The organism is Kaistia sp. UC242_56 (assembly GCF_044452255.1).
Classification (GTDB): Bacteria; Pseudomonadota; Alphaproteobacteria; order Rhizobiales; family Kaistiaceae; genus Kaistia; species Kaistia defluvii_A.
In genome coordinates, this window is sequence record NZ_JBIOAN010000002.1 from 1027852 (window position 1) to 1053890 (window position 26039).

The window sequence follows — 26039 nt, forward strand, 5'->3', positions numbered from 1 at the left end:
CCGGCCGGTCGAGTGTCTTCCGGAGCGAGGTCCCCATCTCTACCCCTCCCTGACCGGAATGCCGGCGGCTTTGGCTCGATCGCCAGGCAGCCACACGAATAGCCAGCCGAAGTAGATGGCTAGGGCTGTCATCCAGACGAACATGAGCCGCCGCTCGGGCTCGCTGAATAGCCAGCCCCAGTCCCACATGATGAAGCTGATGCAGGCATACTCAGCTGCGAGTATCGCCGTGGCCAGGAGCGCGGATACTACCTTTGTATTCCATCTCATCCTCTTACTCCTTTGCCACAGCCGGCGGGGCGGGGAGCAGGCCAGCGTAGTCCCACTCATGCATGAGGAACATCAAGCACTCGAATTCATCGCGGCTCATTTGTCCGAGGCTCGTTATGCCGGGCTTGGACCACTCCCATCGCCGAGAGAGGGTGTAGCCTGCCTCCTTGAGAAACTTCTCGGGACCGTGTGTATCGATGCTGCCAAACCGGGCTTCGATGCGGTCCTGTAGTTCGGGGCTTGCGCTCGGCATCACAGCGCCTCCGCCATCTGCTGGATACGGGCGCGGATACGCTCTCGATCTACCGGATGATCGAGCCCGTATGAGGCTCCGTACGTGTCTCGAAGATAAGCTGCTGCAGCATCCATAACTTCGTCAGCCATGATCGGGGAGGCGGCGCAGAGGACGGCCTCGGCGTGCCTCAGCGCATTCGCCTGTGCGTGCTTCTGATGGTGGTCAGGCGCGCCCTTGGCCAGCCAGAACGCATCGTTGAAAGCGTAAGGAGAAGCCGCCCGCGCCCCAGCCTCTACGGCTCGCTCTTTCGCGCTAGTCATGGGGGTGCTCCGGGGTGACGGCGGGCGGGTTCTGGCACGCAGGGCAGCACGCTTTGCGCCTAGGGCCGACGGCCCATCCGCGTTCTCGTGCTTCGGCGCGAGCCTCGCCAACTGTGTAGCCTGACGGGTTATGGCCGGCGTCTGAATCGCAGCGGGGCTTTATCCGTCCGGCCTTTAACTCTTCCACGGACCACGGGATGCGCTTGTCACACAGAATTTCGACCCACAGGCCCATCACGTCTCTCCCTTCGGCGCGGGAGAGGCGAGCGCAGGAACGCGGGTCCATTGGCCCTCCTCGAAACTGACATCACCACCCGGGAGTGACGTGAACCGATGGGACCACCCGAACGCCCATGGCGTCAGGTCGACGACAGCCGGTTCACCATCAAACATGGTCAGGTTGCCCGTGATGGTCCGTGAGCGCCCGCGCCCGACGAAAGAGGCGTGGTCGATGCTCTTGAACGAAGGCGGGACGCCGGGCGGTAAACAGGCGAGCAGCACTTCTCGCACCGTAGCCTGGGCCATTCGGGGTTGCTCGTTCATTGGCCCTCTCCCTTCGGCGCGGGAGAGGCGAGAGAGCGGATGTGGTCGCCGATGCGAATGGCGGCTTCAGATCGACCGATGGCCCTGTATTTCTGCCCCTCGGTCTTGGCTGCTTGCCCTGCTGCGATCGCCGCATAGTTCTCATCAAGAGCTACATGGGCGGCTTTCTCCAACCCCTTCGCCTCGGCGTCTGCATAGGTGGGAGGGGCGGAGGTTGAACAACTTTCCAGATGGCCGTAGCCGCGAGCGTCGTTGCCGCATCCGCAACGAGTGCACCAACCATCCGCCACCGGCTCCTGCCCTGGCGCTTCGGCTGCGGGAGGCGTGGGGGCGGCGCGGAGCTTGCTGATGACGTTCAGGTATTTTTCCTGAACGCGATCGAAGCCAACTCCTGAGAGATCGCCGTAATTCTCGCGGACGTAGCGCATGCCTGATGCGGCGTCCTCCATCGCGTCAACGGCCAGCGACAGGATATCTTCGCGGGTTGTCATCGGGTCTGTCCTTCCGCTTGGGAGGCCTTGGAGAGGGCGGCGCGTCGAAGCGCATGAACTCTGTCGATCTCCGCGTTCGGCGTATTGAGAAGGCCTACCTGATAGAGCGTTTCTGCCGCCTCCAGCGCCTCCCGCATCCCGGCGTTCTCCGCGCGCAGGCGGGTGATCTCGGCGCGAAGGGCGGTGTTGTCTGCTGCTTCGTCGCGATACCTTCCCTCCCAGTATCGCTCGGCACCTCCCTGTCCGAGGCGAACGCAGTGCCGCTCTAGCTCCTTGATGCGTTCCACCAGCCCAGCCTCCACCGCCCCGCCGTCCTCGATGCGGCTCATGCTTCACCTGTGGGGTTGAGGGCGGCGCGGCCGGCATCGGTCAGGCGCCACCAAAAGGTCAGCCCCGCCCTAGATGTTTGAGGGAGGACCAGCCCGAGTTTCGCAAGACGATGCAGTGCCCGCCTTGCTTGCGCGCCGGGGACAACGCGCCCGCGCCAATGCCGGATCCAATGGGTGGATGCACTGGAGTCTATGTCTTCAAGGCGGCTCAAGAGCTCACGCTGCACTTCGGTCAGCTTCACGTTCATCGCCCCACCTCCACACCCTGGGTGCGAGCATTCAGAGGCTCGGAGGGGGAGCGGGCGACCAATTGACGGGCCGTTTCCTGGGCCGTGCGGATGATCAGCTCGGCCTGCTCGTCATCGCCGGAGACGCCATAGAGCGCCGCCGCGACCTTGCAGGGATCGATGCCGTACTTGGCCCAGAAGAGGCGCTCGTTGCCGGCGTGCTGCTCGCGATGGAGATCCGGCGACAGGGGCAGGGCCCAGCGGTCGTCGGGCTTCTCGCCTTTGCCGGTCTCGCGCTTCCCGTAGGCCGGATCGGCGAACCGGATGTGAGCGGCCTCGACGGGTCGCTTGCCGTCGATGACGCTCGGTAGGGTGCGCAGCCAGCGCAGGTGCGTGTCGTCCGTTACGCGCTTGCGTTTGGCGCCGCTCGCCGGTGCATTGGCGAAGGCCGTGGCAGGGCGGGGGATCTTGAAAGCGGTCATCGGAGGGCATCCCGGCAGCGCTTGTCGCATTCGTCGATGGAGATTTCGCCGGTCACCCGCTTGCGGTGCGCGTCGGTGATGGAGCCGGCGGCGAGGGCCAGAACCGAGCCCTTCTCGAGCCCCTTGCCCTTCCAGAACCGGGTGCGGACTTCTTCGACTGCATAGTCGTGCAGTTCGCCGTTCAGTTCGTCGACATAGAGGCGAAGAGCCTCGCGATCGTCGGAAGAGAGGCCGACCGGGAGGGATTCGGCCGACCTCTCTTCGTCGCCAGCCGAGCCTACGGGGGGCATCAGCTCGGCGGGTTCGGTTTGATCATCGGCGAGCGCCGGGGCAGTCGCCGCCGGCTGGGTAGCCGAGGCGATCTCAGCATCGACGTTAGCCGCGGAGAACCCCGTCTCTGCCTGGCGCGCGCCGGGCAGGCGATCGGCCATCGACGGGCGCGGCGTCACATCCTTCGCCTGGTCGGGGCCGCGGTTCTCGTCGAGCTCGTCGGGCGCATAGACTCCCAGCAGCACCTCCGGCGTGTGCCGGCGCGCCCAGGAGCGGATGCTGTAGTAGCCGAGTTGCTGCTGCGGGTCCGTCTGCCATAGGGGCGAATTCTTCGTCTTGATATCGCCCTGGCGGGGGCTCTCATAGACCTTGGTCGAGCCGTCCTGCATCTCGCAGCTGACGGTGCAGCGGAGGTCGGGGCCGGATCCGGTGAACGCATAGTCTGGCCGGCGACGGATAGGAGCGCGGGTGTGCACCACGGCGGCGATCAGTTGGGCCTCGTAGGCGATCATGTCGTTGACGCTGTAGGCCTTGGCCGCGACCGCGAACGGGTCCATTTCCCAGCGCAGAGCCTGCATCGTGATCGCCATGCAGGCGCCCGGGTTCCCGCGCAGGTGCTTCGGGATGGCGTGCTGCGAGCGCGACATGAGCTCGGCGAATGACACGACCTCGCCGAAGGTGGTCGGGGCGAGCATGCCGCCGCCGCCGATCGCCGCGAGCGGGACCGTCTTGTAGGAGGTGGGCGCTTCGCGCGCCTCGGTGGTGGCGACCTGGCTCAAGCTGCAATCTCCTGCTGAATGAAGGCCCGGCGATCGGCGGCGCGGCGGCGGGCGAAGTCGGAAAGGCCGATGGGAGCGAGGTCGGAAAGCGAACCGCCCGGGCCCGGCCACGAGTTGTTCTTGAGGCACTTGGCGAACAGGCGGAGAGCGGCGCGTAGGTCGCCCTCGGCTTCCTCGATGTGGTCTTGGCGGATGACCCGGACCTCGACGCAGTGCGGCGGGGCCTTCTCCACGAAGACGAGCGCGAAATCGTTCATGTCGATGCCGAGCACGGCCTTGGCGCCCCACTTCACGAGGGCGGCCTGCATGTCGAGCCGACGGTCGGAGACGGCGCGGGAAAGATCCTCGGGCGCGACGCTCTCGGCCGTCTTCAGGTCAGCAAAGTCGCCTGAGGCGGTCGGGATCGCGTCCGGCCGGGCTTTGAGCCAAATGCCTGTTTCCTCGTCCTGCCAGAGCATGCTGTGTTCGATTGCGCCGTCGAGGATCCCGCCGGCGATAAGCGGATGCGACTGCAGTGAGGCGTGCATGCCTCGGATGGCCTCGATTTGGCCAGCCGTCAGTACCGTCAGACCGGCTTCGGCCTGAGCCGCCAACCATTCTCGGCACGAGGCATTGTTGCCGTTCCAATCCCGACCGTCCGGGGCCTTTGTCGGGCGAACCACGAAGAGCCGTCCGAAATCGCTCTCACCCAGGAGCAGGTGATGGGCGGCCTTCCCGAAAACCATGGGCTCGGTCGGTTTGAAGGGCACGCGGCTGGGGTTCAGTGCCGACGAGCTCCAGTAGTGCGCGGGGCTGTCGATGAAGATCGTGCGCAGGCCGCTCGAGCTGATGCTCGGGCCATCGGTGCACTGGCCGTGGTAGCGCTCGATGTCGAGGTCGACATAGCAGCCCTTGGACGTGATGACGCCGTCGGGCGCCGGGATGGCTTGAACCAACATGGTTGCCTCGGTGCGGTTAGCGGTCGTCGCGCCAGTGCGCGGTGAATTCGGAGGCGTCGTCGTCCGGCTCGTGGCAGAGCCATTCGAAGACGGCCATCACGATCAGGGTGAAGACGGCGAGCCCGCCGACGATGTAGAGGGCGATGTCGCCTTGCGAGAGCGTCATGCCGTTGCCCTCCGACCTTCGATGATGTCCTGACCGGCGAGATCGAGATCGGTTGCCCGAAGTTCGTCGCGCCAGGCCTGCAGCCGGCCGAGCATCAGCGCGTGGCTGCGCTTGTCGGCCAAGGTGATGAACCCTCGCTGCTCCTGCTGGTGCGATGCCTCGATCCAGCCCTCGACGACGTCGATCGCCCGGTCGATGTGCCGTGCCTGCCGCGCCCTATCGCCGGGGCAACCTTCCATGGCGCACATCGTCGCGAAGATCCGGGCCAGATAGGCGTCGGCGCTGACATCGCCGGTTTCCCCGACCGGCGGCTTGACCCGCTTCACGAGCGCATCAAACGGCATCAGGACGTCGCGGCAGAGCGCGGCGAGCAGGGTGTTGGTGCCGGGGAGGGCCATCACAGGGCACCTCCATGCAGACCGACGACCGCCAGCCTGGCGATGTAGATCAGGACACCGGCGCTGACGGCGACAGCGGCGAGAGCCACAAAGTCGGCGCGGTTGCTGGCGTGGATGGCACTGATGAAATCGCGGGTGGCGTCCATCACGCGGCCTCCCCGGTGGCCTTGGCGATGGCGGCATCGTAGAGAGCGATGAAAGAGCAGGCCGGGCATTGCACCAAGTCGCGGTAAGCGTCGCCGGTCACGGGCCCTGTCGCGTAGCAATCGTAGGGGGCGGAGTGGTCGCCAATAGCGCGGCGGCCCTCCTGCAGGGCATTCAGCAGATCCGGCGCCGCCGCGATCAGACGGGCGTTGGCAATCGCCTTTAGACGCCGCTCTCCAACTGTCATCGGGATTTGAACGCCGATGACTGGGAGATACTCACCATCGACAAGGATGGCACCGTCACGGAATTCCCAAGGCCCCGGCGTATGCTTGTGCTTGACCATCACGCGGCCTTCTGTTCGGAGGAGAGGCGCCGGTTGCGGCGGGTGTTGCGGGCGCTCCAGCGGGCGTCGGAAACCTGCTGGGCCACGACCTCGGAAAGCTGCGCGTCGGTGAGCCAATCCGCGTCATACCGGCGGATCATCGCGGCCACGGCATCGATCAGCGCGGTGTCGCCGAACGAGCGCATGAACTCGACCTGGCGCTTGCGGGAGGCGGCCATCACGCGGCCACCCGCGGGCTTTCGGCGCCATAGGGGCGGGTCCAGTCGCCGGCGACGGCATCCGGGATCCAGCGGTCGCCGTCGAGCGTCACGCCGAGGGCGGTCTGGACGAACTCGATCGCCAGCTCGTACCGGTCGCGCTCGTTCCGCAGATACGGTCCGAGCCGGGTCTGAACGTGCTCAGCAACCTCGCGGGTGACGTCGAGCGTCGAGAGGTCCGAGAGGTCGAACCGGACAACACGGGAGACCCGGTCGCCGTTGTGCTGGCCGCGGAAGATCACCTCGGCGGCGCGGCGCGCGGTCGTCATTCCATCCTGCTCGGAGCCCTCGATCGACTGGCCGGCACAAAGCCGCGGGGTCTCGTCGTTCTCGCAGATCAGCATGTAAAGCGGGGTCGTCATGGTGGATGCCCTCACCGGTGTTGATGACCGAACCATAATGGGCGATTGCCCATCGTGTCAACAATAAAATGGGCTATTGCCCACCGAGCGATGGTCTGTTACCCATCGACCATCCGCCGCCTTTGCCGTGTCGACCGAATCGACGGGGCTCACTCAGCGAGGGCGGATCGTGCGGGGCTCGAAAGTCCTACGGTGCGGCTGAGAAAACTGAGGACGGGCGTTCCGAGAGGACGCTCTGGCTTATGTCCCATCCCGGCTCCGGTCGTCAGGACAGGCCAAAGGATCTCCAGACTTCCATGGGCTCTGGCTCATGGGGGTAGGGGGCTCTTTGGCCCGAACCCTCCCTCACCAATCGTCATGAAGAAGAAATTCAAGGATCTATCAGTGGCTCAGACTCAGAGGTTTAGCCCCGCGAGCGCGAGTCCATCCTCAACCGCATAGGAGCCGGAGATGGCAGCCCATCAGATCATCCACGCCGACTGCATGGTGGCGTTGGCCGGCCTCGCGGACGAGAGCGTGGACTGCATTGTCACCGACCCGCCATACGGCGAGACCTCGCTCGAATGGGATCGCTGGCCTGCAGGATGGCCGGCGGCGGTCCGGCGCGTGCTCAAGCGCACTGGGAGCATGTGGTGCTTCGGCTCACAGCGGCTGTTCATCGAGAAGTCGGCAGAGTTCACCGGCTGGAAGCTGGCTCAGGACGTCATCTGGGAAAAGCACAATGGCTCTGGGTTCGCGAGCGATCGTTTCCGCCGCGTTCACGAGATCGCCACGCAATGGTACCGCGACGACGCTCTCTGGTCCGAGGTCTACAAGGCCCCGCAGTTCACCTATGACGCGGAGCCGAAGGTGGTGCACCGGGCCGCCACGCCGCAGAACACGTTTGGCGCCCGCGGGCGGGTCTCCTACGCCACCGAGGCTGGCGGCCCGCGCCTGATGCGCAGTGTCATGCGGGTCCGGTCAGAGCATGGCCGAGCGCTCCATCCTACTCAGAAGCCGATCGGCATCGTTGAACCGTTGCTCCGCTATGCCTGTCCGCCGGGCGGCACGGTTCTTGACCCGTTCGCTGGCTCGGGCACAACCGGAGCAGTCGCAGCGCAGCGTGGCATGCAGTCAATCCTGATCGAAGGCAGCGCCGAGTTCGTTGGGGTCATCAAAGATCGGCTGGCGTCTGATCTCTTCTTCGCCTCAACCCCCATCCCCTCAACCGCAGCATAGGACGAGGACGGTCCATCGGGGCGGGTCTCGATTCGCCGATGATCGGTCGAGCGGGGTGCTGATGGTTCGAGATCGAGCAGGGGCTGGCCCGCCCGGCGCGACGACACAGCCCGGAATCATGGCTCTCGGCATAGCCTCAACAGGCTGAAAAGCCCCCAAGCGGAAAATCTTCGCGAAAACAACCGGTCAACCCAAGAATTGTTGGCCTCTCGCGCAACGCGCTCATCTCTTCGGCGGGAAGTCTAAATCCGCGCGATCATGTCTGGCCAAGTAGAGGTCGGAGTCTCGGGATTCCGCCAGAATCTAATCGATCGGGCCCAGCAACTGTTCGGCAGAAGTGCGGCCGGTAGAGGAGAGCGAGAGGCATGTCCACGGCGGTTTCCGGACATCGTTAATCAGAGGTTAACGGCGCCGACCGCTGCTTGGCGACCGGTGTTGCATTTCTGTCATAGCGCGTGAACAGGCCTTGGGTAATAGTCACTACAGGAATCGCGAGATGAGATTCCGGCTGGAACCGCCGGCCACCCTGGGGTGGGGGCCAATAGGTGGGTTCAGCTGAACGGGGATTAGGACTGACTTCGTACGAGCTGAAGAGAAGGGGTGATCCTGCGGGGTCTACTCTGAGGCGACGAGAAGAATGACATAGTCTCCTGGTTTTACCTTTTTGGAGGTCAGGATATGAACTTTAAGACCCTTCTCCTCGGCTCTGCAGCAGCCATGCTGATGGCTGGTGGCGCTCAGGCGGCGGATCTCACGGTCGCCGAGCCGGTTGACTACGTGAAGGTCTGCGACGCTTTCGGCGCCGGCTTCTTCTACTCGCCGGGCACGGACACGTGCATCAAGATCGGCGGCTACGTCAAGTTCGGTACGTCGTTCGGCGATCGTTCGGGCGAAATCGGTGGCAACTTCAACGGCGTTTACCCGAACAGCAACTGGGGCAACTTCTACACGGAAGTTTCGATCCAGGCGACGGCTTCGTCGGTCACCGAATACGGTAACCTGACCGGCTTCATCGACATGCGCGCCAAGACCGGCAACGTCCGCGGCGAAGGCGACGTCACCGACTACATCAACGCTTCGACGAACTCTGCTTACGTCGACAGCGCCTACCTCGAGCTCGGACCGCTCAAGGCTGGTTACTTCACCTCGCTGTTCGACTTCGGTCGCGGCTACAACGATACCGGCATGTTCGGTTCGGACTCGACCACCGATCACATCCAGCTGACCTATGCCGTCAACGGCTTCGGTCTGGCGATCTCGGTTGAAGACGCTCGTGATCGTAACGCTTTCGGTCAGATCAACGGCTTCGTCAGCGACAACGACCCGCTGAACCCGCTTGCTGGCGATTACTACCAGGGCGGCCAGGACAACATCCCGGATATCGTCGCTGCAGTGACCTACGCTTCGGGCATCTTCTCGGCCAAGCTGGCCGGTGCTTGGACGCATCAGGCTGCCAGCCTCGGTGGTGGCGATGGCTCGCAGGGCAACCCGTTCACCTACGATGCTAAGGACGGTTGGGCAGTCGGCGGCGGTCTCGAGATCGCTCTTGATAACTTCTCGGCTGGCGATCGCTTCTTCGTGTCGGCTGCTTACGGCGACAACGCTAACTCGTACACCGGTCTCGCCGGCGGTACGTCGGTTGCCGGCTTCATCGGCCCGGTCGCTAGCGTGGACGCTGCTACTGCTACCGGCACCAGCTGGTCGGCCCTGGCTTCGTACAAGCACGTTTGGACGCCGCAGGTCTGGTCGTCGCTCTCGGGTGGCTATGCCAACTTCAGCGGCTCTGACAACCTCGACAACTACAACGTTGACGCCTGGCGCGTTGGCTTCACGACCGCCTACACCCCGGTCAAGGGCCTCGACCTGGTTGGCGACGTGTTCTACACGGACGTCAAGACCGATTACGACAACATCCCGGACTCGGACGTTGACGGCAGCGGTTGGACCTTCAACCTGTTCCTGAAGCGCTCCTGGTAATCTGACTTAGGTCAGTTATCGAAGGCCCGGCTGAGCAATCAGCCGGGCTTTTTTGTTTTGAGTTTCCCAATGAAGAAGTTCGCCACCGTTACCGTCTCTGGGCAGAAGCTCGAACTGGATGCTCCAGGGCTCAAGATCCAGCGTCCAAGCGGGAAGGGCCCATACGTCTTTTGGAGTGCGCCGCCGGCAGCAATAGCGGCAGGGTTCCGCCCAAAGAATGTCCGCCTGCATCCGGATTGGGATGACCCGGCGGACTTCGACCGCATTGCTCGGGAATGCCGGGAATGGCAAGCTAAGGTCGTCGCGTGGGGTTCGGGGGAGGCCGTACACCGGGCTCCCGTGCCGGGAACACTTGGCGCGCTTGCCGAGGAATATCAGCGAGCAGACGACTCGCCATTCCACGCGGTTCGGCTGAGCACGAGATCCACTTATCTACGCTGGCTGAAGCTCCTTGCGCCCTATGGTGATGTGCGCCTTGTTGATGTCGATCATGGCCGCTTGTCGGACTGGTATGCAGAGCTCGGTCAGCCTGAAGAAGGCGACCAGGAACCTCGGCGGCGGCGAGCCTCATCCGGCCTTCAGATGCTCAGGATTCTCTTCAGGTTCGGCGCTGAGCGATCGATAGCGGAATGTTCCCGTCTTCTCGACCTCGCGATGAGCCCGGACTTCGATATGAAGCCCGTCCGCCGCGAGCCGATGTCGGCCGAAAACGCCGAGAGGTTCGTCGACTGTGCCCTATCGATCGGCGACGTCAGGATGGCGTTGGCGCAGGCGTGCCAGTTCGAGCTAGGGCTCCGGCAGTCCGAGGTCATTGGAGAGTGGGTTCCCATCCAGCCCGACGATGGGCCGGGCCCTGACGACATTGTGTTCCAGCGGCAGCGCTGGACAGGTGGCCTGACATTCGACATGCCGGTGCTCGCGGGAATTGATCTCTCGACGCACCCGTTGGTCGCCCAGTGTCTCGAGCTGATCGAGGACAAGAGGGGCCCGGTGGTCGTCAGAGAGGACGGCCGGCCGTTTGACCGCTTCACGTTCTCGCGCCGGTGGCGCGCTGTTGCAAAGGCGGCGGGATTACCAGATCACGTCCAGAATATGGACAGCCGCAAGCGCGAATAGCCGCCCCGGGCCTATCCGCCCGCATCCCCCGTTTCGTCGAACCAGTCGGGGATCATCCCCACCCGCACTAGCACCTCCGGATCGCTATAGTCACCGGTGTCCGGATCCAGCGTGCGCGACCAGGCTATCGCGCCGGCGTGCTTGGTCGCCAGGATCTTCGCCCGCTGCGTCGCCTGGCCGGCCGTCGGCATCTGCTGCGGCGGCTCGGCGGCGATCTCGTCGTCAGTCTTCGTGAAGGCAACCACGACGTGGATGGTGGTGGGCTCAGCCATGAGCAAGCTCCTATCCGACGACCCCAAACCGTCTCACGACCCGCCCCATGATATTGATGTCGGAGAGGGGGCGCTCTTTCGGGGCGTGCTTCGGGTTGTCCGAAATGATGCGGATCATGACGTCCTCGTCGCGCGGGCCGGATGCAATCTCCAACCGCTTGACGACAACGCCGCCGAATTCATCTGTAAGCGCGTAGATGCCGTCCGGCGAGGGTAGGCGGTGGCGGGTATCGACGAAAACGAAATCGCCCTCGGTTAGCGTAGATGTCATGGAATCGCCCTGCACGGGGATGATAGCGATGTCCCCGGCGCGCAGGCCCAGCGCCATCAGCACCTCGACGGGAAGCCGCCAGTAGTCCCGGATGTGCTCGGCGGCAAAGGTCATGCCGTGTTTGCCAGGCACGCCGGGGTTGACGATCGAAACGCCGCCGCCGCCCATGCCGCCCGTCACATCGATCTGGGCAATGCCGTCATCGGGAATGCCGCGCCGGCCGGTCTCGGAGCCGATCGTCGGGTGGTCGTCGAACGACGGGTCGGGATCAAACTCTTCACCCAAAGGGACGCGTTTATGCTCGCCTGCCGGGTCCTGCATCAACTCGGAAGCCGAACTTCCGAGAAATCGGGCCAACTTGTCCAGATGCTCCATGGACGGCTTTCGATCGCGCTTGAGGACATCGCGCGCGAATGTCTCTCCCAGGCCCGCGCCAACCGACGCCGCCTTCATATTGGTCTTGCGGGCCTCAATGAGGGCTAGCAGCCGGTCTTTCCATACTTCGCTCATAGATGGGATCATGCCCATCGATCGCGACATGGTCACGTGGGTTATTGCCCATTGACGAATGGGCAATTGCCCATTATCGTTCAGCATATGACCAGCACCCAAGAACTCTTGACCCGGATTGAGAACCACTGCGGCCAGCACAAGATTGCTGAAAGCACGTTCGGACGATTGGCCGTCAACGACGGGAAATTGGTGGCGCGCCTTCGATCGGGCGGCTCCATCAATCTTCGAACGCTGATGCGGATCGAGGAGGCGCTGGCCGCCCCGGTCTCGGCCGAGGCCGCAGCGTGACGCCCGCTCACGCCCTAAGGCGCCGCTCTGCCTCATGCCGCCGGCGGAGTTGCCGGATCGCGGTGTCGATCGGGTGCCCCGAGGTTTCGGACGAGTCCTCGACAAGGCGCTCGACTGCCTCGGCGGCGCGCTCGTTCCCATCGAACTCCGTGCGCAGGCGATCGAACAGCGTGTCGCGCTCGAGCGGCGGCATCCGCGCCAGCAGCTCAGCGATTGCTCGGTCCAGCACGTCTATGCGCGCGTCGATTTCGGCAGCGTCCATCCAAATCTCCCCATCCAGTCCGACCGGGAAATTGCGCGCGGCGCTGTCCTGCGTCCATGAAAACAACGGGGCCTGACTTTCATGACCATAGCTCGCCTCTTCTCGAATGAGACCTACGAGCGGCTGAAGGGCTCGGCGCGCGATCTGATCAGCGCCGCCGGCGGACCGCGCCGCTGCCAGGGGATCACCCGGGGCACGGAATCGCTCCTGTCCCGCTATGGCGCCCGGCAGGAAGAGGTGTTCGCCCCGATTGACGTCATCGCGGATCTCGAGAAGGACGCCGGCGAGCCGATCGTCACGCGTCTTCTGGCGGAGCTTTCGGGACATCTGCTCGTCCCGGTCCCGACCGCGCAGAACACGGCTAACTGGTTCGGCCACCTGTCCGGCGTTCTGGCCGGCGGCTCTCAGGTCGAGGTGGCGCTTTCCGACGCCCTCTCCGACGGCCGCATAGATGTCGCTGAGGCGCGGGCGCTGCGAGCCAAGGTGCTCGAGGCCATGACCCAGATGGCCTCGCTCGGAACTGCTCTCGACCACGCAATCGAAGGGGTGAAGCCGTGAAAGACCACAACAAGAACGCATGGACCGCGGCGATGATCGATCGGCTGCGCGAGTTGTCCCAGACAGGGGACACGACGGCCGTCATGGCGGAGACCATGAACCGCGAGTTCGGCCTCTCCCTGTCCCGATATTCCCTCATCGGCAAGATGCGGCGCGAGGGCATCGCCTCCGGCAACCCGCGGAAGCTGCACACGCCGGGACAGTCGAAGAAGCGGGCCAAGGTGGCCGCGCCGTCGATCGTCACCGACGACGTCCCGTTCCTGCCGCCGGTCAAGCTGGTGGTCGAGTACGTGCCCCCCGGCTTAGCCCCGGAGACATTCCTCGCCGTGGGGCCTTTCAAGTGCCGCCAGTTCTTGCCGGGCCAAGACCACAAGTCGGCTCCGGAGCAACTGGTCTGCGCGAACCCGATCGAGCCCGGCGCTCGCCGGTGGTTCTGCGCCGCGTGCTCCGAACGCTTCTCTCAGACGGGCTCGGCCGCGCCGACAGAGGATGACGGCGAGAAGTTCAACGCCCTGCGCAAGCGCTCGGCCCTGACGGGGGCGCTGCTGTGAGCTGGATTTTCGGCGACATGCCGATGTTCGGTTACGACCTGATCATGGCCGATCCGCCTTGGCGCTTCGACACCTGGTCTGACGCCGGCAAGAAGCACAAGAGCCCCGAGGGCCACTACCAGACGATGGCGCTGGCCGACATCGCGGCCATGCCCGTCGGCCATCTGGCGGCGAAGGACTGCATGCTCTGGCTCTGGGCCACGCACCCGATGCTGCCGCAGCAGATCGAAATCTGCGCGGCATGGGGCTTCAAGTTCGTCACGTCCGGCGTCTGGGTGAAGCGCACGGTCCACGGCAAACTCGCCTTCGGCACGGGTTATCGCCTGCGCTGCGCCTCCGAGCCGTTCTTGCTGGCCACCAACGGTGACCCGTCCACATGCCGCTCTGTTCGGACCGTGATCGAAGGCCCGATCCGTGAGCACTCCCGCAAGCCCGACGAAGCCTATGCCGAGGCCGAGAAGCTGATGGCCGGCGCCCGCCGCGCCGATCTCTTCAGCCGGCAGACGCGCCCAGGCTGGACCTCGTGGGGCCATGAGACCGGAAAGTTCGACGTCGGCGAGGCCGCATGATCGCCAACCGCTCCGAAGCCTACCTCCGCGACCGCCGTCGCATCGAAACCCGCCTTGCATCCATCCACGAAAGGACGCCCCCGATGTCTGCCGTCTCGACTCCGAAAGAGCATAACCAGACCACTATCCCCCCCGAGGCGATCGTTGCGGTCCAGCTTTCCCAGATCCGGCGCGCGCAGGAGGAGGCATCCTCCGCCCAGGGCACGGCGCGCGCGGCGCTCTCCAAGGCCGAAGGGAAGGGGATCAACCTGCCGGCCGCCAAGCGCGCGCTGAAGATCCTGAAGTCCGGCAAGGCGGAGGAATTCACCGCCGAGATGCAGGAACTGCTGCGCTACCTGAACATCCTCGGCGTCGGCATCCAGAAGTCCCAGCTGGATCTGTTCCAGACGGCGACCACGCTCGCGCCGATCGACGAGAAGGCATTCGAGGACGGCCTGCGCGCCGGGCGCCTGGGCGAGGCTGCCGACAATCCCCATGACCAGTCCACGGCAGCCGGCCAGCAGTGGATCAAGGGGCACTACCAGGGCGCCGAGGAACGCCGACTGGTCTTGGACATGCAGGCGGAGGAGGAGAGCGAGACGGAAGTGCTCGACGCCGATGAGGTCGAGGGCGATCAGGCCGACATCGAGGACGAAGCGCCGTTCGGCGAGGACTGGCCCGACGATCGGCAGGTCGCCGGCCGCGTGTTGGAGGGCTGACCATGCAGAACCCCGACATGCTGCCCTTCGAGGCCCAGCGTAACCCGATCGTCTTCGCACGTGGCGGTGAGGTCTTCGCCAACAGCCGGGATGTGGCTGCCTTCTTCGACAAGCGCCACGATGCGGTGCTCCGCGATATCCGAAACCTAATCGAGCAGGACCCCGATCTGGGTCTCCACAATTTTGTGGACACCCCCTACCTCGAACCACAGAACGGCCAGACCTACCGAGCGTTCGATATGGACCGGGAGGGCTTCGAGCTTCTGGCCATGGGCTTCACCGGCACGAAGGCTCTGAAGTGGAAGCGCTCCTACATCCGCGCCTTCAAAACAATGGAGGACGAGCTCCGCGCGCGGCCGATCGACCCGATGTCGGTCCTGGGTGACCCGGCTCAGCTGCGCGGCCTGCTGCTCTCGTATTCCGAGCGAGTCGAAAAGCTCCAGGCTCACAACGTCCAGCTCGAATCCACCAATCGCGAGATCGGCGGCGCGCTCGACCGGATCTCGGCCCGCGACGGCTCGCTCTGCGTTCGCGACACGGCCAAGACGATCCAGGTCAGCGAGAAGGCGCTCTGGGCCTATCTCCGGAACAACGGCTGGACGTACCGGCGTCCTGGCGCCGGCCATGATCTGGCCTACCAGCCGAAGCTCATCGCCGGCCTGTTGGTCCACAAGGAGACCGGCATCTACCGCGCCGACGGCACGGAGAAGATCGCCACGCAGGTCCGGGTGACGGCGAAGGGCCTGACGGCGCTCGCGCGCATCCTGTCGCCGCAGCTGCAGCTTGTCGGAGGCACGGCAGCATGAACTTTCTCGGCCTGGATCTCTCATCCGCCAATACCGGCTGGACGCTCATCGAAGAGATGGGCGAGGGCCGGGCGCCGCGGATCACCTGTGGCTCCTTCACCTGTCGAGGGGAGGATTACGACGACAACGTCCGCGCGCTATCGGACCATCTCTACGAGTTGCTGACCGGGTTCCGCGCCCGAGGCATCCGGGTCGACCTCGCCGGCGTGGAAGAGCCCCTGCGGGCGCTGCCGAAGCGCAAGAAGGTCATCAGCGATGGCATGTTCGCCAGCCGCACCGTCGAGGAACTGGCGTCCAATCCCCACACCATGCTCGTCCTGCCGGCGATGTCCGGCGGCGCCCTTGTCATGCTACACCGTTTCAAGATCCGCGCTGTCCTGGTGAACGTTGCGAAATGGCGGATGCTCTGCATCGGCCGGGCCTATGCGCCGCGCGGCACGCCGGAGAAGGAGAAGAACGGCTGGGCCAAGCGCGAGGTGCGCAAATGGGCTGCTGATCTAGGCCTCCGCTACGGGTTCATCATCAAGAACAGCGACCAGTCCGATTCCGTCGGCATCGCCGTCTACGCGGCCATCCAGCACGGGAACTCGATGGATGTCCGCAAAATGCTGGCCACCCGGAGGGTCGCAGCGTGAACGGCCTGCCGCAGAACCTCGAGGCCGAACAGCACGTCATCGGCTCGATCCTGTCCCAAAACGCGTGCTTCGACCGGGTGTCGTCCTTCCTGACGGCCGATGACTTTTTCGAGCCGGTGCACCGCCATCTGTTCAAGGTCATCGGCGACATGATCGGCGCGGGCCAGGTCGCGAACCCGGTTACCATGAAGGGCGCCGTCTCCGATGACCTGCAGGTCGGAGATCTCTCCGGCATGCGGTATGTCGTGCGGCTCTTCGCCGAGTTCCCGATGCCCTATGCCATCGTGGATCTCGCGACCGCCGTGAAAGATGCGGCTGTGCGCCGCGGCCTGGTGCTCGCCGCCGAGCGGATCCACGAATGGGCCTCACTGTCCCAGCCTGGCTCGAAGACCGAAGACCTGATCACCGAGTGCGAGAAGCAGTTCGCCGAGGCGATCGGCAAGGGCCGGCCGGCTGACGAAGGCGATGCCGCGGTCCGGGCAATCGAGGAAGTCAGCCTCGCGCATCAGCGCCAGAAGAGCGAGGCCATCCCCTGGTTCATCGGCGAGGCGCAGCAGGTGCTGGGCGACGATCTGGAGTTCGGCTGGCTGGTGGGCCTTCTGGCTGACTCCGGCGGCGGCAAGACCAGCTTCGCGCTCCAGCAGGCCTATCACGCCATGGAGGCCGGCTATCCCGTCCTGTTCCTGTCCGGCGATCAGAAGCCGGAGGAGGTTTACAAGCAGATCGCCTCGCAGCGCGCCTCGGTCCAGTCCAACGATCTCCGCAAGGGCCGCGCCACCGACAACGAGGTCGGCTCGGTCATCACCGTCCTGAATGCCATGCGCGGCAAGCCGTTCGAGGTCCGCAAGATGGGGCGCCCGACCACGGCCGAGATCTCCATGTGGGTCCGGGCCTTCAATCGGAAGCACGGGCGCGGGCTGGTCATCATCGACCACGCCAAGCGCGTCAGCTTCACCGACCGCCGCACTATGCTGGCCGAGGGCGTCAACCAAGTCTACGGCGACCTGAAGGCGCTCATGCAGGAGACGGAGAACGCCGGCATCCTGCTGATGCAGAGGAACAGCGACGGGCAGGGCAGGGACAACCCGCGCCCGGTTCGTGGCGATGCCTACGGCGGCGCCGGCGCGCTCGAGAACCTTGACGGCCTGATCGCCCTCTATGTCGAGGAGCAATGGATCGACCACATGCTCTCCAACGCCCGGACCGGCGCGCGCAAGGATGAGATCGAGGCCCGACGCGAGCATGTGAAGGGCAAGGCGGAACTGGTCGGCCTCAAGGCCCGGTTCGCCGAGGGCGGCATCCGCCGGAACATCAAGCGCGAGGCCAGGTTCACCCGTTTCTCCTCCTTGACCGAGGACTGGCACGAGCAGGGGACCATGCTGTGAAGGTCACGACCAGCTCCGAGACGATTCACGCCGCCATGGACGCGGCCAGAAAGCAGGCGATCGCCGACTGTGCCCGGATCGCGCGGGACTATGCCAACAGCCGGAACCGTGCCGGGGCGGTCGATCGGGCCGCCGCCGCCAAGCTCAAGGCCGGAATCGAGATCGCCCATAGGATCGGGAAGCTGGGGAAGCGCTGATTGTCGAAGATCGACCGCCTCTGCGATCAGCTCGGCATCAAGATCGTCCCGTATCGCAAGCGGCGGCGGCCACGGCAGACGCACGCCCGGCAGGTAATGCGCCGCATCGTGCTGAAGCATGGCGACGGCCATCTCCTGTTCGTCCTCAAGGCCATCCTCTGGTCGCGCAACAACACGGCCGAGCTCTGGTCCGAGACCATCCTCGCCGTCTCCGACATCGTGCTCGACTTCCCCGAATGGGCGGATGCGCGCGCCGGCGAGTTCATGAACGCAATAGCCGCGATCGAACTTGCCGAGATCCGCCGCCAGGCCATGACCGGCCGCCGGTTCTCCAAGCGCAGCCGGATCTACATCCTCCTCGTCATGGCTCTGCGCGACGCCCTGACCCCAGAACAACAAGGGAGCCTGCTATGAGCTGGACCGCATTGCTCGTTCGCGAACGCCTGGTCGAGGCCGCCGACACGCAGGCGCACATCCTCGTCGAGCGCGTCGGGCCCGGCCGCATCAAGAGCCTCTGGCCGGTCTTCGCCCAAGATCGGAACGACGCCTATGGCTATGGCCAGGTGCAGGTGCGCTACATCCCAGGCGCGGCCGCCATCTCGCGGGCCGAGGAAGCGCTGGCATGGATCAACGCTCTCGTCGACGAGGACAAGGCTCGCCAGATCGTCTGGGCTCGGGCATCCTGCGAGGCGGGAAAGCGCTCATTCGCCGGCTGGTGCCGCAAAAACCGCATCGCTCGCAGGTCGGCATATCGCCTGACTGACCTTATCCATGAGCGGGTTGCGCTAAGTCTCTGTAAGGCAAGCATAAACTTGCGGTATCCCGACTATGGACGGGTGGCACAACATGAGGGCATAGAGGGGGGGCAAATCGATAGCCTGTCGATTTCTGCGTCGCCACGATCCTTCATGGGCGACGACGCCAGGCCGATCGATGTTCCCGAGGCCCGCGACATGGCCTGGTCGGAGAAGCAAGCAGAGCGGCGCCGCAAGATTCTCGCTCGGTATGAGCAGCCTGCGACGTGATCGTTCAAGCCCCCGCTAGGGGCGCCGGCCGGTGAGGTTCGCCCTCCCGGCCACCAATTCGAGATAATGCCGATCTCCCGGCGGGACTTTTGCGGGCCCCGCCAGGGAGAACGGCCTGACCAATCTCCCCGCGTGTTTCAACCACTGCGAGGGATACTGCCGGGGGTCTTTCCGCTGACTTGCCCGGAGTGGCCAGCATCTGCCGGCAGAGACGATCTAGCACGAAAGAGCCGACGATGCCCGGCCGGTCCCCCCGCAGTCTTTGAACCCGGCGGAGGATACTGCTGGGGGCGTTTACATCCGCTTCCCAGAGCGGCCGGGATCTGCCGGCACGGCAATCTAGCACCCCTCGAGGATGGGGCTGCAATCATTTTTAAGTCGGCGTGGAGCAGCCCGGTAGCTCGCCAGGTTCATACCCTGGAGGACGGCGGTTCGAATCCGCCCGCCGCAACCAGATAGGTTGATGCTCACGCACCGGCTGCTTTGATGCCGAACCAGCCGAACTGAAGAGCGATGGGCCAGACCGCTGTCACAAGCGCCGATATTGCGACCACCGTAGCCAAGATCAGTTCGATCCAACGTAACGAAACGATCTGTTTGGTGGCAACCTCCTTGCCATCCCAGAAGAGCTTGCCGTCCTTGACCGACATATCGTTGAAGTCGGACCACGCCATCCCTTTGCCGTCTTTAGCCATGCCGCCCTCCCCATGTCATGAAAGCTTCACCTAAGCGTCGGTCAAGGACAAGTCGGCGATGCATAGGCTAGAGGTAGGTTTGATATATCGACCAGAGGCCTGCCCAAAACGCTGCGAGCGAAGCCAGCCCGAAGCCGATAGCTGCCCAGTTCGTGTAGCGCCCCATTCGCCAGTCCCACTTGCTGGAAAGGTCGATGAGACCTCGGGCGTAGAAGGAGTTGCACAGGTAGGCCAGGCAGGACGCGCCAACAGCCAGGCCAGCGCCGCCGCCGAACCACGCCAGAGAGTGAACAAAGGCATAGGTGAGCCTAGCCTTGTGCGGCGTAGTTGAGTCCGAAATCGTTGAGGCAAGAAATCCGAGGATTGCTACGCTCGCTCCGCCATTGATGAGCAAAAGCGCTTTCATGGCCTGAGCTCCCGCATCGACGGCGGCACTCTCAAGGGCCTCTGCTCGGCGGCTTATCTGGGCCCGCCACTCTTCAAGGGTTTCGCCTTCTGTCATGTCTGTGCTCCCCAACCCGCGTCATGAAGCATTCGCCCAAGCTCTTGCCAAGGGCAAGACGGCGGATGAGGCCTATGCACAGGCCGGCTACTCGCCCAATCGCGGCAATGCCACGCGCATGAAAGCAAATGAAAACATCCGGAAGCGGGTGGAAGAACTGCAGGGCCGGAGCGCCAAGCGCGTCGAGGTGACCGTCGAAACCCTCGCCGCCGAGCTGGAAGAGGCCCGTGCACTGGCGCTTACCGAGAAGCAGACCGGTGCCGCTGTCTCGGCCACCATGGGCAAGGCGAAGCTGTTCGGCCTCATCGTCGAGAAGCACAAGCACTCCGGCTCCATCGGCTCCTACGATCTAACCAGGGTGACGGATGACGACCTCGACCGCCTTGAGGCCATCCTCGGCCCGCTTGCCGACACTGGCGGAGATACGGGCGGAGCGGAGACGTAGAGAGGCGGCCAGGGAGCGCGAACGGGTCCAACGGGATGCAGAGGCCATCCGGGCCCGATGTCAGTCGCTGGCGGGCTTCATCCGCGAGGCCTGGCATGTCGTCGAGCCCAGCTCAGAATACATCCACGGCTGGCATCTGGATGCCATTTGCAGTCACCTGCAGGCGGTCACCGACGGCCGGATCAATCGCCTGCTGATCAACGTGCCCCCTGGCACCATGAAATCGCTGCTGACCTCGGTTCTGTGGCCGGCATGGGAATGGGGGCCGATGGAGCGCCCATCGCTCCGCTACCTGACCAGCAGCTACACAGAGAAGTACGTCAAGCGCGACAGCCGCCGCATGCGCGACCTGGTACAGTCGGAGTGGTATCGCTCGCTCTGGCCCGAGGTCGAGCTCGTCAGGGCTGGTGAGGCATCGTTCGCCAACACCAAGACCGGGTTTCGCGAGGGCGTTCCGTTTGCATCGCTGACTGGCGGCCGCGGCGATCGCGTCATCATCGACGATCCGCACTCGACGGAGACGGCCGAGAGTGAGGCCGAGCGGCTGAACACGACCCGCATCTTCCGAGAGTCCGTGCCGACCCGTCTGAACGACCCGAAAACCTCGGCCATCATTGTCATCATGCAAAGGCTGCACGAGGACGACGTCTCCGGCCAGATCCAAAAGCTGGGGCTCGGCTACGAGCATCTGATGCTGCCGATGGAGTTCGAGCCGGACCGCCGGTGCAAGACGTCCATCGGGTTCGAGGATCCGCGCACCTATGAGGGCGAGCTGCTCTTCCCTGAGCGGTTCCCTCGCTCTGTGGTCGATCGCGACAAGGTGCCGATGGGCTCCTATGCCGTGGCCGGCCAGTTCCAGCAGCGGCCCGCGCCACGCTCCGGCGGCATGTTCCAACGGGGCGACTTCGAGATTGTCGATGCTGTCCCGGCTGGAGCGCGCCGCTGCCGGGCTTGGGACTTCGCTGCATCTACGCAGAAGGCGGGCAAACAGCCCGACTGGACCGTTGGTCTGAAGATGGCGCACCTCAACGGCGTCTTCTACATCGAGGATGTCGTGCGCGATCGTTGGTCGCCGGGCGACGTCGAGAAGAACCTGAAGAACACGGCATCCCAGGACGGCACCGACGTCCTGATCAGGATGCCGCAGGATCCAGGCGCAGCCGGTAAGGCCGACGCTGCCACCAAGGTGAAGCTGCTGGCCGGCTACGGCGTCACGGTCGAGCCGGTGACGGGCGACAAGGCCACGCGCGCCAAGCCCGCGTCTGCCCAGGCGGAGGCGGGCAACGTCAAGCTGATCCGAGCGCGATGGAATGAGGCCTTCCTGGACGAGGTGAGCTCGTTCCCCAACGCGGTCTTTGACGACCAAGTCGACGCTTTCGCCGATGCACTGAACGAGCTCGCGCTCAACACGCCGCCATCCGTCGCAATGTTCCTGATGAAGAGGCATAGACCATGAGTGTTCTGCGCCTCGTCGCGAACCGAGCCGAGCGAAGCCTCGAGCGCATGTTCCCGGGGTTCTTCCCCAGCAGCAAGCACGACCATTACAAGGACTTCGGCTATCCGCCGGATCTGACGTTCGACCACCTCTACAAGATGTACCTCCGCAACGGCATCGCCCATGCGGCTGTGACGAAGACGATCGACAAGACCTGGCAGGATGCGCCCTTCCTCCTTGAGGCGGAGCGCGACGGCAGCGAAGGCAGCGTCAAGAAGGAAACGACGCTCGAGCGGGAGGTGCGGCAGCGGTTCGACGAACTGCGCGTCTGGATGCATCTCGCCGAGGCCGATCGCCGGGGCATGGTCGGCGCCTATGCTGGCGTCATCCTGCGCCTCGCCGATGGCAAGCGGTTCATGGAGCCCGTTGATCGGGTCGGCGGCGGGCTGCTCGGCATCGTGGAGCTTGTTCCCGCATGGGAAGGCCAACTCGCCGTCTCCGAGTGGGATAACGACGAGACGTCCCCCGGCTACGGCCAGCCCAAGATGTTCCAGTTCAACGAGGCGGCGGTCGGCCAGACCACCAACCCGCGCACCTTCAACGTCCATCCGGACCGGGTCGTGATCTGGTCGCGTGACGGCACTATCCACGGACGTTCCTCACTGGAGCCTGGCTACAACGACCTGATCGACATGGAGAAGATCAAGGGCGCCGGCGGCGAGGGGTTCTGGAAGAACGCCAAGTCCGCCCCGGTGCTCGAGGTCGACAAGGAGGCCGACATCCGCTCGATGGCGAAGGCCATGGGCGTTCCCGAATCCGAAATCGCCGACCGCATGAATGAACAGGTTTCGGACTGGCAGCAAGGGTTCGATCAGCTGCTCATGATCCAGGGTATCCAGGCGAAGACGCTGGGCATCACCCTGCCGTCGCCGGAGCACTTCTTCGGGATCGCGCTCCAGTCCTTCGCCGCCTCCATGAGGTTGCCGACCAAGATCCTCGTGGGGATGCAGACGGGCGAACGCGCTAGCACCGAAGACGCTTCAGAATGGTCTCAGACCAACATGTCTCGGCGCGCCGGCCAGGTGATCCCGAACATCATGATGCTGGTCAACCGTCTGGAGCGCTTCGGCATCATCCCCGAGAAGGACTGGTTCCTCGACTGGACCGACCTCACCGAAACCTCGATGGCCGAGAAGATCGACCGCACGGTCAAGATGGCCGACGTGAACAGCAAGATGCAGTCGAGCGGCGAGTGGGTGTTCACGCCCGAGGAGATCCGCGCGGCGGCCGACTATGAGCCGCTGAGCGAGACGGACAAGTTCCGCGATGAAACGTCCGACGAGGACGAGAGCGCGGCCCAGACGCCCGAGCGCCAACCCACCGCCTGATCGGAGAGATTCCCGTGTCCAAGACGGTCCGAGTGAATATCCGCTCGGTCGCGAACACTGCTGCCGTGCGCAAGGAAAAGCGCAACGGCCGCGATGTCGTGATCGTGCCGAGCGCGACCCTGCCCGATGGCGTCGTCATGAACGACATCATGTATCCGGCCGACGAGATCGAGAAGAGCTTCGGAGGCCTGAACCGCACGCCGGCGCCGCTGGGCCATCCGACGATCAACGGCAAGTTCGTGTCCGCCCGAGACCCCGAAGGCATCAATATCGGCTGGATCGGCGCCTGGAACGAGAACGTCCGCCGCGAGAACGGCCGCGTCCTGCTCGACAAGGTCATCGACGTCGAGATCGCCAACCGCTCCGAAGGCGGCAAGGCGGTGCTGGCAGCGATCGACAAGGGCGAGCCGGTTCACACCTCGACCGGGCTCTACTGCCTGCTCGACGCTGCCAATGGCGATGTCCCCTACAAGCACAGCGCTCGCGAGATCGAGTTCGACCATGACGCCATCCTGCTTGATCAGGAAGGCGCTGCCACCCCCGCGCAGGGCGTCGGCATGCTGGTGAACGCCAAGGGCGAGCAGGAAGAAATCGAGGTCATCAACTCCTCCCTCACGGAGGACGCTGACCGCGAGATTGACTGGGCCGGAACCCGGCTCGTCGAAGCCCTCAAGCGCCGAGATTCCATCGGCACCTGGGAGCGCATGAAGGCCGCGATCATGGAGGCCGTGGGCCTCTCCGAGCGGGCACCCTCTACCAACACGAAGGAGACTGCCATGCCCGTCACCGACGAGCAGTTCAAGGCGCTTTCCGATGAGGTGAAGACCCTCTCGGAAGCGATGAAGCCCGAAGCGCTGGCAACGGCGATCGGCAATGCGGTGGCTGCGGCCGTGAAGCCGCTCACCGACTCGCATGCCGAGATGGTCGCCAACCAGAAAGCCAAGGACGACGCCGAGCAGGCGGGTCTCGTGGCCAAGGTCGTCAAGGCGAACCTTCTCGACGAGGAGACCGCCAAGGCCACGCCGCTGAACACACTGCGCAAGCTGGCCGAGAAGGCCGAGCCGGCCCGCGCGACCCCGCTGAACGGGGCCTTCAAGCCGGCCGGTGGTGACAAGGGCGGCTTCAAGCTGCCGAAGGCGGAGGGCTAAGCGAATGGCTCGCTTCAACAAGATCTATGCCGGCCCATTCACGGAGGCCACCCCGCAGGTGCAGGAGCGCGTCTGCACCGCGGCCATCCTGCCGGGCACCGCTCTGATCGAATCCGGCGCGAACTTCGCCCAGGCCGGCGCCAACGCGCTGACCAAGGTCTACGTCGCCCAGGACAACTATCTCGCGCTCAAGGGCGTGGATGATGCCTGGCCCGCCAATGACCGCATCATCGGCATGGAACTGATTGACGACCAGTTCTTCAACGTTCGCATCGCCACCGGCACGAATGTTGTCCGCGGCGTCACCCAGCTCACCACGGCTGCGAGCGGCAAGTTCGCTGTCGCGACCACGGGCCAGCGGGTCATCGCGATCGCCGAAGAGACCTACAGCAACTCGTCCGGTTCGGACCAGCTTGTGCGCGTCCGCGTGGCCCGCAACCAGCTCGCCGCCGCTTAAGGAGACAGGCAATGCGCTATTTTGACGAACAGCTCGTCGCCAACTCCAAGCCTCACGCGGAGTGGTGGAACGAACTGGTGGCGAACCGCGAGTGGTTCCACCGGACCGAAGAAACCCTGTGCGAGGTGCAGAACGCATCCTCGATCCTGCCGCGCGATGCGTGGATGGAGCTCGACGGCATCACCCGACGGGTCATGCGCAACGACGAGGGGTCGACCTATATGAACGACCTCATGCCGCTGGCGAAGCCGATCAATATCGGCAAGCTCGTGGCCATGACGCGCGTGGCTTCCGACATCAACAGCCCGGTCATCCGTTCGATGTCCGGTCAGGTGCCGGTGCCGGTCGACAAGGTGGTCTATGACTATCGTGGCGTGCCGATCCCGATCTTCGCTGATGGCTACGGCCGCGAATGGCGCGAATGGAATACGCTGCAGTCCGAGAACTTCGACGCGCTGTCGGACGACCAGGAAGCAGCGACTGCCAAGCTCGCTCGCGATCAGGCTCAGTATGTGCTGAACGGCGATTCCACCATCGTCTTCCAGGGCTACACGGGCTACGGCATCAAGACGAACCCGCTGTCCAAGGTCATCAACCTGGGCCCGACCGGCGGCGCCAATATCGATCTGGATGCGACGGCCACCACGTCGGCGGCCATCGAGGACTTCTTCAACAACACGTTCGGCGCCATGCTGGATGCGAACCTGGTGTCCAAGAAGGTCAACCTCTACGTGTCGCCGGAGATCATGCGGAACTTCGACCGGCCCTATTCGGGCACGGCCGGCTTCAAGATCGGCTCGCTGCGCGATGCGCTGCAGGCCAATCGCCGCATCAACAAGATCGAGCAGACGTTCGAGCTCTCGGGCAACCAGTTCTTCGGCTTCGTGCCGTCGAGCGAGTATATCCGCCCGCTGATCGGCATGGCCACCAACACCACGGCCAAGACCCGCCTCAACCCCACGGACAACTACCAGTTCATGGTGATGGGCGCCCTCGGTCTGGAAATCCGCGCCGACTACAACGGCAAGTCTGGCGTCTTCTACTCCACCGACGTCTGAGCCGACGGCCTCG

At 64.5% G+C, this 26039-nt stretch carries 40 protein-coding genes; 20 read left to right on the plus strand and 20 right to left on the minus strand.

Annotated features, from left to right (window positions below; translation table 11 throughout):
- Positions 1-39: 39 nt before the first annotated feature.
- The 15 genes from ACHMWQ_RS07515 to ACHMWQ_RS07585 all read right to left on the minus strand — a co-directional run bounded on the left by ACHMWQ_RS07515 (position 40) and on the right by ACHMWQ_RS07585 (position 6557).
- Complete coding sequence (locus ACHMWQ_RS07515; RefSeq protein ID WP_396306951.1) at positions 40-270, minus strand: hypothetical protein; 231 nt, start codon at positions 268-270, stop codon at positions 40-42.
- A 252-nt stretch (positions 271-522) separates the two neighbouring features.
- Positions 523-825 (minus strand): hypothetical protein, encoded by a 303-nt coding sequence (locus ACHMWQ_RS07520; protein WP_396306952.1) that lies wholly within the window; start codon positions 823-825, stop codon positions 523-525.
- A 234-nt stretch (positions 826-1059) separates the two neighbouring features.
- The gene (locus tag ACHMWQ_RS07525; RefSeq protein WP_396306953.1) at positions 1060-1368 is read right to left on the minus strand and encodes a hypothetical protein; all 309 of its coding nucleotides are present in this window, start codon (positions 1366-1368) and stop codon (positions 1060-1062) included.
- A complete protein-coding gene (locus ACHMWQ_RS07530) occupies positions 1365-1859 on the minus strand; it encodes a hypothetical protein (RefSeq protein ID WP_396306954.1) in 495 nt (164 codons plus the stop codon). Before ACHMWQ_RS07530 ends, ACHMWQ_RS07525 begins: the two co-directional genes overlap by 4 nt.
- Positions 1856-2188 (minus strand): hypothetical protein, encoded by a 333-nt coding sequence (locus ACHMWQ_RS07535; RefSeq protein WP_396306955.1) that lies wholly within the window; start codon positions 2186-2188, stop codon positions 1856-1858. The genes ACHMWQ_RS07530 and ACHMWQ_RS07535 overlap by 4 nt, the downstream gene beginning before the upstream one ends.
- Positions 2185-2436 (minus strand): hypothetical protein, encoded by a 252-nt coding sequence (locus tag ACHMWQ_RS07540; RefSeq protein WP_396306956.1) that lies wholly within the window; start codon positions 2434-2436, stop codon positions 2185-2187. The genes ACHMWQ_RS07535 and ACHMWQ_RS07540 overlap by 4 nt, the downstream gene beginning before the upstream one ends.
- On the minus strand, positions 2433-2897 hold the full coding sequence (locus ACHMWQ_RS07545) for a hypothetical protein (protein ID WP_396306957.1): 465 nt from the start codon (positions 2895-2897) through the stop codon (positions 2433-2435). Before ACHMWQ_RS07545 ends, ACHMWQ_RS07540 begins: the two co-directional genes overlap by 4 nt.
- A complete protein-coding gene (locus ACHMWQ_RS07550) occupies positions 2894-3946 on the minus strand; it encodes a recombinase RecT (RefSeq protein WP_396306958.1) in 1053 nt (350 codons plus the stop codon). The genes ACHMWQ_RS07545 and ACHMWQ_RS07550 overlap by 4 nt, the downstream gene beginning before the upstream one ends.
- Complete coding sequence (locus ACHMWQ_RS07555; protein ID WP_396306959.1) at positions 3943-4884, minus strand: PD-(D/E)XK nuclease-like domain-containing protein; 942 nt, start codon at positions 4882-4884, stop codon at positions 3943-3945. Before ACHMWQ_RS07555 ends, ACHMWQ_RS07550 begins: the two co-directional genes overlap by 4 nt.
- Before the next feature lie 16 nt (positions 4885-4900).
- Positions 4901-5050: a hypothetical protein gene (locus tag ACHMWQ_RS07560; protein WP_396306960.1), complete on the minus strand. Its 150-nt coding sequence runs from the start codon at positions 5048-5050 to the stop codon at positions 4901-4903.
- On the minus strand, positions 5047-5448 hold the full coding sequence (locus tag ACHMWQ_RS07565) for a hypothetical protein (RefSeq protein WP_396306961.1): 402 nt from the start codon (positions 5446-5448) through the stop codon (positions 5047-5049). The genes ACHMWQ_RS07560 and ACHMWQ_RS07565 overlap by 4 nt, the downstream gene beginning before the upstream one ends.
- Positions 5448-5594 (minus strand): hypothetical protein, encoded by a 147-nt coding sequence (locus tag ACHMWQ_RS07570; protein ID WP_396306962.1) that lies wholly within the window; start codon positions 5592-5594, stop codon positions 5448-5450. The genes ACHMWQ_RS07565 and ACHMWQ_RS07570 overlap by 1 nt, the downstream gene beginning before the upstream one ends.
- Entirely contained in the window at positions 5594-5938 is a 345-nt protein-coding gene (locus ACHMWQ_RS07575) for a hypothetical protein (protein ID WP_396306963.1), read from the minus strand. Before ACHMWQ_RS07575 ends, ACHMWQ_RS07570 begins: the two co-directional genes overlap by 1 nt.
- Positions 5938-6156, minus strand: a complete 219-nt coding sequence (locus ACHMWQ_RS07580) for a hypothetical protein (protein WP_396306964.1) — start codon at positions 6154-6156, stop codon at positions 5938-5940. The genes ACHMWQ_RS07575 and ACHMWQ_RS07580 overlap by 1 nt, the downstream gene beginning before the upstream one ends.
- The gene (locus ACHMWQ_RS07585; protein WP_396306965.1) at positions 6156-6557 is read right to left on the minus strand and encodes a hypothetical protein; all 402 of its coding nucleotides are present in this window, start codon (positions 6555-6557) and stop codon (positions 6156-6158) included. The genes ACHMWQ_RS07580 and ACHMWQ_RS07585 overlap by 1 nt, the downstream gene beginning before the upstream one ends.
- Before the next feature lie 450 nt (positions 6558-7007).
- On the opposite strand from ACHMWQ_RS07585, the gene ACHMWQ_RS07590 reads away from it, so the two are divergent.
- From ACHMWQ_RS07590 to ACHMWQ_RS07600, 3 genes are all read left to right on the plus strand, one after another.
- Positions 7008-7775 (plus strand): DNA-methyltransferase, encoded by a 768-nt coding sequence (locus tag ACHMWQ_RS07590; RefSeq protein ID WP_396306966.1) that lies wholly within the window; start codon positions 7008-7010, stop codon positions 7773-7775.
- 678 nt (positions 7776-8453) lie between these two features.
- On the plus strand, positions 8454-9752 hold the full coding sequence (locus ACHMWQ_RS07595; RefSeq protein ID WP_396306967.1) for a porin: 1299 nt from the start codon (positions 8454-8456) through the stop codon (positions 9750-9752).
- A gap of 69 nt (positions 9753-9821) precedes the next feature.
- On the plus strand, positions 9822-10868 hold the full coding sequence (locus tag ACHMWQ_RS07600; RefSeq protein ID WP_396306968.1) for a hypothetical protein: 1047 nt from the start codon (positions 9822-9824) through the stop codon (positions 10866-10868).
- 11 nt (positions 10869-10879) lie between these two features.
- On the opposite strand, the gene ACHMWQ_RS07605 is transcribed toward ACHMWQ_RS07600, so the two are convergent.
- Both ACHMWQ_RS07605 and ACHMWQ_RS07610 read right to left on the minus strand, forming a co-directional pair.
- Positions 10880-11140, minus strand: a complete 261-nt coding sequence (locus ACHMWQ_RS07605) for a hypothetical protein (protein ID WP_396306969.1) — start codon at positions 11138-11140, stop codon at positions 10880-10882.
- Between the two features lie 10 nt (positions 11141-11150).
- Entirely contained in the window at positions 11151-11921 is a 771-nt protein-coding gene (locus tag ACHMWQ_RS07610) for a S24 family peptidase (protein WP_396306970.1), read from the minus strand.
- A gap of 66 nt (positions 11922-11987) precedes the next feature.
- Between ACHMWQ_RS07610 and ACHMWQ_RS07615 the strand changes: the two genes are divergently transcribed.
- Positions 11988-12212 carry a hypothetical protein gene (locus ACHMWQ_RS07615; RefSeq protein WP_396306971.1) on the plus strand — a complete coding sequence of 75 codons (225 nt, stop codon included), beginning with the start codon at positions 11988-11990 and terminating at the stop codon, positions 12210-12212.
- 7 nt (positions 12213-12219) lie between these two features.
- Here the strand turns inward: ACHMWQ_RS07615 and ACHMWQ_RS07620 are convergent, their stop codons facing one another.
- Positions 12220-12474 (minus strand): hypothetical protein, encoded by a 255-nt coding sequence (locus ACHMWQ_RS07620; RefSeq protein ID WP_396306972.1) that lies wholly within the window; start codon positions 12472-12474, stop codon positions 12220-12222.
- Positions 12475-12555: 81 nt separating this feature from the next.
- Between ACHMWQ_RS07620 and ACHMWQ_RS07625 the strand changes: the two genes are divergently transcribed.
- The 10 genes from ACHMWQ_RS07625 to ACHMWQ_RS07670 are packed head-to-tail and all read left to right on the plus strand — an operon-like array spanning position 12556 to position 18898.
- Entirely contained in the window at positions 12556-13032 is a 477-nt protein-coding gene (locus ACHMWQ_RS07625; RefSeq protein WP_396306973.1) for a hypothetical protein, read from the plus strand.
- Positions 13029-13583 carry a hypothetical protein gene (locus ACHMWQ_RS07630; protein WP_396306974.1) on the plus strand — a complete coding sequence of 185 codons (555 nt, stop codon included), beginning with the start codon at positions 13029-13031 and terminating at the stop codon, positions 13581-13583. The genes ACHMWQ_RS07625 and ACHMWQ_RS07630 overlap by 4 nt, the downstream gene beginning before the upstream one ends.
- Positions 13580-14152 carry an MT-A70 family methyltransferase gene (locus tag ACHMWQ_RS07635; RefSeq protein ID WP_396306975.1) on the plus strand — a complete coding sequence of 191 codons (573 nt, stop codon included), beginning with the start codon at positions 13580-13582 and terminating at the stop codon, positions 14150-14152. Before ACHMWQ_RS07630 ends, ACHMWQ_RS07635 begins: the two co-directional genes overlap by 4 nt.
- Positions 14149-14850 (plus strand): hypothetical protein, encoded by a 702-nt coding sequence (locus ACHMWQ_RS07640; RefSeq protein WP_396306976.1) that lies wholly within the window; start codon positions 14149-14151, stop codon positions 14848-14850. Before ACHMWQ_RS07635 ends, ACHMWQ_RS07640 begins: the two co-directional genes overlap by 4 nt.
- 2 nt (positions 14851-14852) lie before the next feature.
- On the plus strand, positions 14853-15656 hold the full coding sequence (locus ACHMWQ_RS07645; protein ID WP_396306977.1) for a Rha family transcriptional regulator: 804 nt from the start codon (positions 14853-14855) through the stop codon (positions 15654-15656).
- Positions 15653-16291: a hypothetical protein gene (locus tag ACHMWQ_RS07650; protein WP_396306978.1), complete on the plus strand. Its 639-nt coding sequence runs from the start codon at positions 15653-15655 to the stop codon at positions 16289-16291. Before ACHMWQ_RS07645 ends, ACHMWQ_RS07650 begins: the two co-directional genes overlap by 4 nt.
- Entirely contained in the window at positions 16288-17676 is a 1389-nt protein-coding gene (locus tag ACHMWQ_RS07655; protein ID WP_396306979.1) for a replicative DNA helicase, read from the plus strand. The genes ACHMWQ_RS07650 and ACHMWQ_RS07655 overlap by 4 nt, the downstream gene beginning before the upstream one ends.
- Positions 17673-17873 (plus strand): hypothetical protein, encoded by a 201-nt coding sequence (locus ACHMWQ_RS07660; RefSeq protein WP_396306980.1) that lies wholly within the window; start codon positions 17673-17675, stop codon positions 17871-17873. Before ACHMWQ_RS07655 ends, ACHMWQ_RS07660 begins: the two co-directional genes overlap by 4 nt.
- Positions 17874-18287 carry a hypothetical protein gene (locus ACHMWQ_RS07665; RefSeq protein ID WP_396306981.1) on the plus strand — a complete coding sequence of 138 codons (414 nt, stop codon included), beginning with the start codon at positions 17874-17876 and terminating at the stop codon, positions 18285-18287.
- On the plus strand, positions 18284-18898 hold the full coding sequence (locus ACHMWQ_RS07670; RefSeq protein WP_396306982.1) for a DUF6362 family protein: 615 nt from the start codon (positions 18284-18286) through the stop codon (positions 18896-18898). The genes ACHMWQ_RS07665 and ACHMWQ_RS07670 overlap by 4 nt, the downstream gene beginning before the upstream one ends.
- A 467-nt stretch (positions 18899-19365) precedes the next feature.
- On the opposite strand, the gene ACHMWQ_RS07675 is transcribed toward ACHMWQ_RS07670, so the two are convergent.
- Both ACHMWQ_RS07675 and ACHMWQ_RS07680 read right to left on the minus strand, forming a co-directional pair.
- A complete protein-coding gene (locus ACHMWQ_RS07675; RefSeq protein ID WP_396306983.1) occupies positions 19366-19593 on the minus strand; it encodes a hypothetical protein in 228 nt (75 codons plus the stop codon).
- Between the two features lie 67 nt (positions 19594-19660).
- Positions 19661-20095: a hypothetical protein gene (locus tag ACHMWQ_RS07680; protein ID WP_396306984.1), complete on the minus strand. Its 435-nt coding sequence runs from the start codon at positions 20093-20095 to the stop codon at positions 19661-19663.
- On the opposite strand from ACHMWQ_RS07680, the gene ACHMWQ_RS07685 reads away from it, so the two are divergent.
- From ACHMWQ_RS07685 to ACHMWQ_RS07710, 6 genes are read left to right on the plus strand one after another with little or no spacing between them, the layout of a single operon-like run.
- A complete protein-coding gene (locus tag ACHMWQ_RS07685) occupies positions 20094-20540 on the plus strand; it encodes a terminase (protein ID WP_396306985.1) in 447 nt (148 codons plus the stop codon). The genes ACHMWQ_RS07680 and ACHMWQ_RS07685 overlap by 2 nt on opposite strands.
- A complete protein-coding gene (gene terL, locus ACHMWQ_RS07690) occupies positions 20461-21996 on the plus strand; it encodes a phage terminase large subunit (RefSeq protein WP_396306986.1) in 1536 nt (511 codons plus the stop codon). Before ACHMWQ_RS07685 ends, terL begins: the two co-directional genes overlap by 80 nt.
- Positions 21993-23363: an anti-CBASS protein Acb1 family protein gene (locus ACHMWQ_RS07695; RefSeq protein WP_396306987.1), complete on the plus strand. Its 1371-nt coding sequence runs from the start codon at positions 21993-21995 to the stop codon at positions 23361-23363. Before terL ends, ACHMWQ_RS07695 begins: the two co-directional genes overlap by 4 nt.
- A gap of 14 nt (positions 23364-23377) precedes the next feature.
- Positions 23378-24511: a hypothetical protein gene (locus ACHMWQ_RS07700; protein ID WP_396306988.1), complete on the plus strand. Its 1134-nt coding sequence runs from the start codon at positions 23378-23380 to the stop codon at positions 24509-24511.
- A gap of 4 nt (positions 24512-24515) precedes the next feature.
- Positions 24516-24968, plus strand: a complete 453-nt coding sequence (locus ACHMWQ_RS07705) for a hypothetical protein (protein ID WP_396306989.1) — start codon at positions 24516-24518, stop codon at positions 24966-24968.
- An 11-nt stretch (positions 24969-24979) separates the two neighbouring features.
- The gene (locus ACHMWQ_RS07710; protein ID WP_396306990.1) at positions 24980-26026 is read left to right on the plus strand and encodes a major capsid protein; all 1047 of its coding nucleotides are present in this window, start codon (positions 24980-24982) and stop codon (positions 26024-26026) included.
- Positions 26027-26039: the final 13 nt, after the last annotated feature.